Here is a 6,005-nt window from a genome sequence, read left to right as displayed (position 1 = left end):
TAGGGGCTCCGCCGCCCCCAGAAGACCCCGGCATTGGTCGCCGCCGGCACGCAGGGCACCCCCATCCGCTCGTAGAGCACCCCCGCCCCCACCTTGTAGGGCAGCCGCGCCCCCGGCGCCACCCGCGTCCCCTGCGGATAGATGACCAGCTGCCGCGGCTCCCGCGCCTCGCCGGCATGGGCGACCATCGCCTTCATCGCCTTCGACCGGTCCCCCCGGTTGACCGGCGTCGAGCCGATGCGGAGCGCGTAGAGCCCGAGGATCGGCGCCCAGCGCAGCTCCTTCTTCATGATGAACTTCGCCCGCGGCAGCGCCCGGAAGAGGATGAGGATGTCGAGGAAGGACTGGTGCTTCGAGCCGACCAGAACCTCCCCCTTCGGCACCTCGCCCCGCACCTCGACCCTCAGCCCGCAGATCACCCGGAGGCAGAAGAGGACCGCCCCGCAATAGGCCCGGCAGACCGCATAGGCTCCGTCCACCGACCAGAGCGCGAGGGGCGCCCCGAGGATGCCCATGACCCCCATCAGCAGGTAGAGCACCGCGTCGAAGACGAGCGAGCGGAAAAGCAGCATGCTCAGCTCCAGCGCCTGAGCCCGCGCCGCGTCGCCGCCCGCGCCGCGCCCCAGGCGACGCCCGCCGCCGCCACCGGCACGAGGAGCGGCAACAGCCACTGCCAGCCGGTCAGCCCGATCCCGGCCAGGAAGAACCCCGGCTCGCTCCCCTGCGGCAGCAGCGCGACGAGGACCATCCCCGCCGCCGTCCCGACGACCGCCCCCGCCCCGGCGCGCAGCACCAGCCGCCGGGCGAAGCCGCCGGCGATGAAGCCGTCCTCCGCCCCCACCAGCCGCAGCGTGCGGATCGCCGCCGCGTTCACCGCCACCGCCCGCTCCGCCGCCAGCGCCACGCCGGCCCCGAGCGCCAGCGCGAGGAGGACGAGGCTCGCCAGCCCGAAGCGGCCGACCCGCCCCGCCGTCTCGACCAGCGGCAGCCGCCAGGCGGTATGGTCGTCGTAGACCGCCCCCGGCGCCGCCTCGGCCAGCTGCGCCTCCAGCGCGGCGACGTCGAGCACCTCGGGGTCGGTCGCGACCTCGATCAGCAGCGGCAGCGGCAGGCTCTCCATCGGCACCTCCGGCCCGAGCCAGGGCTCGAGCAGCTTCTCCTGCTCGGCGAGATCGACCATCCGCACCGAGCGGACCCCCGGCGTCTGCCGGAGCACGTCGAGCGCCGCCCGCGCCTGCGCCTCGATCACCTCCTCGCCGGCGAAGACCTGCAGCGTCGCCGTCTCGCCGGCCTCGCCCTCCCAGGCCGCCGCCAGCCGCCCGGCCGCCAGCGTCAGCGCCAGCGCCAGCACCGCAAAGAAGGCGAGGACGCCTGCGAGCAGCCCGAGCGTCGCCGCCGACCAGCCGCCCGGCGGCACGACGCGCAGCGCGATCGGATCGCCGCGGAGCCAGCCCAGCCGGCCGCTCACGCCACCGCCTCGTCGACCCAGACCCGCCCCTCGTCGAGCCGCAGCACCACCGCCCCCGGCACGCTCTCGGCGAGGTCGGTGTCGTGGGTGGCGACGAGCACGGTCTTGCCCATGCGGCTGAGCTCGAGCAGCAGCGTCATCACCCCCAGCCCGGTCGTCCGGTCGACGCCGCCCGTCGGCTCGTCGGCGAGCACGAGCTCCGGGCTCAGGATCAGCGCCCGCGCCAGCGCCGCCCGCCGCCGCTCGCCGCCCGAGAGCTGGCCCGGCAGCGCCCGCGCCCGATGGCCGAGCTCGACCCAGGCCAGCAGCGCCGCCACGTCGTCGGCCCGCTCCTCGGGCGCGATCCCGCTCACGCTGAGCGGCAGCGCCACGTTCTCGGCCAGGGACAGATGCTCGATCAGATGGCAGTCGTGCTGCACCACCCCGACCGCCCGGCGCAGGCTGGCAATCGCGCTCCGATCACGCCGGCCGATGTCGCGGCCGAAGTGCCGGACCCGCCCCTCGGTCGGCGCGAGATCGAGCCAGCAGAGCCTGAGCAGCGTCGTCTTGCCGGCGCCCGAGGGCGCGACGAGGAAATGAAAGGCGCCGGGAGCCAGCGACAGGGTCACGTCCCTCAGGACCGTCCGCGTGCCGTAGCTGAAGCCCGCCTCCTCGAACTCGATCACCGGGTCCTCTCCGTCGCCTGCGGCGCGAGTTATACAGACGCCGCGGCCCGGTGCAACGGTGGCGCAACGGTGGCGCTGCGGTGGCGCGGCTTGGAATGAGGGGATGCCGCCGCTAGAACGGACGCACCCCGATTCGGCCGCGCCGAGCCGGCTCCCGACCGAGGTGGCGATGCGCCTGAACTGCCCGAACTGCGGCGCCGAATACGAAGTCCCGGAGGGCATGGTCCCCGCCGCCGGCCGGCATGTGCAATGCACCGCCTGCCATACTCGCTGGTTCGTCCGCGGCGGCCCCGGCGCCGGCCTGACCGAGGACCAGATCCTGCGCCGGCTCGAGTCCTGGTCGCCCGGCACGCGGCCGATGCCGGCACCCGCCCCGGTGGCGCTCGTGCCCGCCGCGGCCCCCGACACGGCCCCCGACACGGCCCCGGCGCCCCAGCCCGAAGCCCAGCCGGCCGAGTCCCCGGTGGTGGTCCACCTGCCGCCGCGGCCGGCCACACCGCCGAAGCCGGCCGAACGCCCGGCGGTCTCCCAGCCCGCCCCCCTCTCCGCCCCGCCCCGCCCGCAGCCCGCGTCCCGGCTCGAGCTCGGCGAGCCCGCGGCCCCCGCAGCGGAACTCCCGCCGCCGTCGCGGAGCCGCTTCGCCCGCGGCTTCCTGCTCGCGCTCCTCCTCGCCGCGCTCGCGCTCGCCGCCTACCTCTACCGCGCCCCCATCGCCGCGCAGGTGCCGCAGGCCGCCCCCGCGCTCACCGCCTACGGCGAGGCCGTCGACCACTGGCGGGGCGAGATCGAGAAGCTGATCGGCGATCCGGACCGCTAGCCGGCCGCCGAAGCCGCTCCTGTATAGACGTTGTCTATACAGGAAATAATTCCGCATGATATCAACGGCTTGATCTCGGGGCACGCGTGCCCACCGCGTGCGCGCGCACATCGATCCCTGTCTGCCCGCTCAGAAGAGATCGAGCAGCCGGCGGAGATAGTCGAGCTCGAGCTCGGGCCGCATCTGCTCGCCCACCCGGCGGCGGATCTCGTCGAGGAGCGCGCGGGCGCGGGCGGCGCTGTCGACCTCGGGCAGCATGTTCTCGTCGGTGCCGATCCCGCCGCGCCCGCCGCTCGGCCGGCCGAGCGGGTCGCGCCCGTTCTCCGCCGCGGCGCTCCCCTCGAGCTGCCCCTGGCCGTCCTGGCCGTTGCCCTCGGCGCGGCGGAGGTCCTCGCCCATCTGGCGCATCCCCTCGCGCAGGTTGTCGATCGCGTCGGCCTGGCGGTCGAGTGCGCCGGCCGTGTCGCCCTCGCGCAGCCCCTCGGCCGCCTCGCCCATGTTGCGCTCGGCCTCGCGCAATGCCTCCCGCGCCGCCTCGCCCGCCTCTCCGGGGAGGCCGCGCTGCAGTTCCTCGGTCAGCTGGCGCAGCGCGTCCTGGCGGTCGGCGAGCGACCCCGGGTCGCCGCCCTGCGCCTGGCCATCCGGTGCCGCCTCGTCGCCCGGCCAGCCCTGCTCGCCCTGCCCGGACGGGCCGTTCCGGCCGCGCTGGAACTGGCGCTGCAGCTGCTGGAAGCTCTCGTCGGCCAGCCCCTGCTGCTCGCGCAGCGCATCGGCGAGGCCCTGCATCGACTGCTGGCCCTGGCCGTTCTCGCCCGGCCCGCCCTGGCCCATCATCATCTGCATGTTGTCGAGCATCTGCTGCAGCATCTCGAGCAGCGCCTCGGCCTCGGCCTTGCGCCCCTGCTCGGAGAGCTCCTGGATGCGGTCCATGAGCTCCTGGATCTGGTCCTGGGTCATGGTCTGGCCCGGCGGGATCTCGGCCTGCTGCATCTCGCCGTTGCGCATGGCGTCGCGCGCCATCTGCTCCATATAGTCGCGCGTCGCCTGGCGCAGCTCGTCCATCAGCCGGGCGATCTCCTCGTCGGAGGCCCCCTCGCGCAGCGCCTGCTGCAGCCGCTCCTTGGCCCGCGCCAGCCGCTCCTTGGCGTCGCCGAGGTTGCCGTCCTCGATCTGCACCGCCGCCTGCCAGAGCGCCTCGGCGACCTCGTCCTGCACCGCCGCGACCGTGCCGGCCTTCTCCGCCTCCGCCAGCCGCCGGATCGCCGCCCGCACCACCAGATAGGCGCGCGGGCTGTCGAAGGCCGCGTCGGGATGGTTGGAGATGGCGCGCAGCACCTGCGTCACCCGCCGGCCGTTCTCGGTCGACCAGAGCAAGTCGCGCCGCTGCTCGACCAGCGCCCGCGCCAGCGGATCGTAGAAGCGCCGCATCGGCAGCACCGCCGCCTCCGGCGCGCTCTCCGCCGCCTGCCCCCGCGCGTCCTCCGCCGCCAGCGTCACCGTGACCGGCAACCCGGCGAACGGATGCTTGGAGAAGTCCTCGACCAGCGCGTCGTCGATCTCCCGGGTGCCGCCGGTCAGCGGCATCGGCAGTTCGGCCTCGAGCGCCGGGCGCGCCTGCGGTTCGACCGTCAGCCCGTAGCGGCGGTCGACCCGGGGAACGTCGAGCGCTATCTCGGCCTCGGCCCCGGTGATCCCGTGGTCGTCGCTGCCCTCGTAGGGCAGCCGGGTCTCGCCGGTCGGCGCCGCCTCGACCGGCCCGGCGAGACGGATCTCGGGCGGCTGGTCGGGCTCCATGACGAAGGACCAGGCGCCGATCTCCCGCCCCGACCGGCTGAGCGCGACCTCGCCCGTCGCCGCCACCGGGAACTCGGCGGTGCCGATCCCGGGCGCCGCCTCGGAGAGCGCCGCCGGCGCCCCGCCCGAGATGTCCTCCTCGATCGCGAAGCGGTCGGTCTCGCCGTAGACGCGGATCGTGACCTCGGTGCCCTCGGGCACCGCCACGGTCGAGCCCGCCGCGACCTCGGGCAGATAGACCGTCGGCCGCCCGGTATAGGCCGGCGGCTCGGCCCACCCCTCGAAGCTCGGGCCCGCCGCCACCGCCGTGCCCGGCACCGGCGCGAGCGCGGTCGCCACCGCCTCGACGCCGCGGTCGCGCGCAAAGAGGCCGGCGGCGATCAGCGCCACCAGCGCCATGAGCCGGATCGCCCAGCGGTCGTAGCCGGCGAGGCGCAGGTCCGGTACCACCGGCCGCGCGGTCGCCGCGAGCCGCCGCATCCGCGCGAGATGCGCCGCCCAGACCCTCTGCGCCGCCGGATCGTCGCGCCCGAGCGCCGGCTCGTCCGAGAGGGCCGCGAGCGGCCGCCCCGGCAGCACCGCGTCGATCCGCGCCCGCGCCTCGGCCTCGCCCGGCCAGTGGAACCGCATGATGCCGCGCACGAGAAGCGCGAGGAGGAGCACCCCGGCCGCCCCGGCCAGCGCCATCAGCTGCGGGCGCGTGGTGATCTCAGCCAGCCCGAAGGCGAGCGCCGCCCAGACGAAGGCCAGCGCCGAGCCGAACGGCCAGAAGGCGCGCGTGAACGACTCGAGCGCCATCGCGGCGCGGCTCCGCCGCAGGACACGCCGCAACGGATCGCCGCCCCGGCCCGCGCGGCGCTCCGCCCTCATCCGCCCGGCACTCCCGTCACGACCTGCCTCCGATCGGCTCAGCCCCTTCGCCCGATCCATGCCGGAATGGTATCCCGCTTCAGCATCTCGTCAAAGCTCGGCCGCGCCCGCACCACGTCGAAGTGATCGCCTGAGACCAGCACCTCCGGCACCAGCGGCCGGGAGTTGTATTCCGACGCCATCGCGGCACCATAGGCGCCCGCCGAGCGGAAGGCCACGAGATCCCCCGGCGCGAGCGGCGGCAGGAGCCGGCCGACCGCGAAGGTGTCGCCCGTCTCGCAGACCGGCCCCACCGCGTCGACGGGAACCAGCGGCGCGCCTGGCGCCGGCTCGGCAACCGGCACGATGTCGTGCCAGGCGTCGTACATCGCCGGGCGCACGAGATCGTTCA

5 protein-coding genes and 1 pseudogene are annotated in these 6,005 nt (G+C 75.2%); 1 reads left to right on the top strand and 5 read right to left on the bottom strand.

The annotated features are described in order from the left end of the window. The 3 genes from Q0112_RS02225 to Q0112_RS02215 form a co-directional block, all read right to left on the bottom strand. Nucleotides 1-572 (bottom strand): 1-acyl-sn-glycerol-3-phosphate acyltransferase (locus tag Q0112_RS02225; protein WP_297970822.1); only part of this gene is annotated, 572 nt, incomplete at its 3' end. 2 nt (nucleotides 573-574) lie between these two features. After that, a complete protein-coding gene (locus Q0112_RS02220) occupies nucleotides 575-1,468 on the bottom strand; it encodes a cell division protein FtsX (RefSeq protein WP_297970820.1) in 894 nt (297 codons plus the stop codon). Then, nucleotides 1,465-2,133, bottom strand: a complete 669-nt coding sequence (locus Q0112_RS02215) for a cell division ATP-binding protein FtsE (RefSeq protein WP_297970816.1) — start codon at nucleotides 2,131-2,133, stop codon at nucleotides 1,465-1,467. The genes Q0112_RS02220 and Q0112_RS02215 overlap by 4 nt, the downstream gene beginning before the upstream one ends. Before the next feature lie 103 nt (nucleotides 2,134-2,236). Here Q0112_RS02215 and Q0112_RS02210 point away from each other — a divergent pair, with 103 nt between their 5' ends. Then, a complete protein-coding gene (locus tag Q0112_RS02210) occupies nucleotides 2,237-2,950 on the top strand; it encodes a zinc-ribbon domain-containing protein (protein WP_297970813.1) in 714 nt (237 codons plus the stop codon). A 129-nt stretch (nucleotides 2,951-3,079) separates the two neighbouring features. On the opposite strand, the gene Q0112_RS02205 is transcribed toward Q0112_RS02210, so the two are convergent. Then, the gene (locus Q0112_RS02205) at nucleotides 3,080-5,614 is read right to left on the bottom strand and encodes a TIGR02302 family protein (RefSeq protein ID WP_297970810.1); all 2,535 of its coding nucleotides are present in this window, start codon (nucleotides 5,612-5,614) and stop codon (nucleotides 3,080-3,082) included. A gap of 38 nt (nucleotides 5,615-5,652) precedes the next feature. Next, nucleotides 5,653-6,005 (bottom strand): annotated as a pseudogene (locus Q0112_RS02200) (diaminopimelate decarboxylase); the annotation flags it as partial.

Origin of the sequence: uncultured Amaricoccus sp. (genome assembly GCF_937858865.1) — a bacterium.
In the GTDB taxonomy this organism is placed as follows: Bacteria; Pseudomonadota; Alphaproteobacteria; order Rhodobacterales; family Rhodobacteraceae; genus Amaricoccus.
This window is presented reverse-complemented; position numbering and strand designations above follow the sequence as displayed.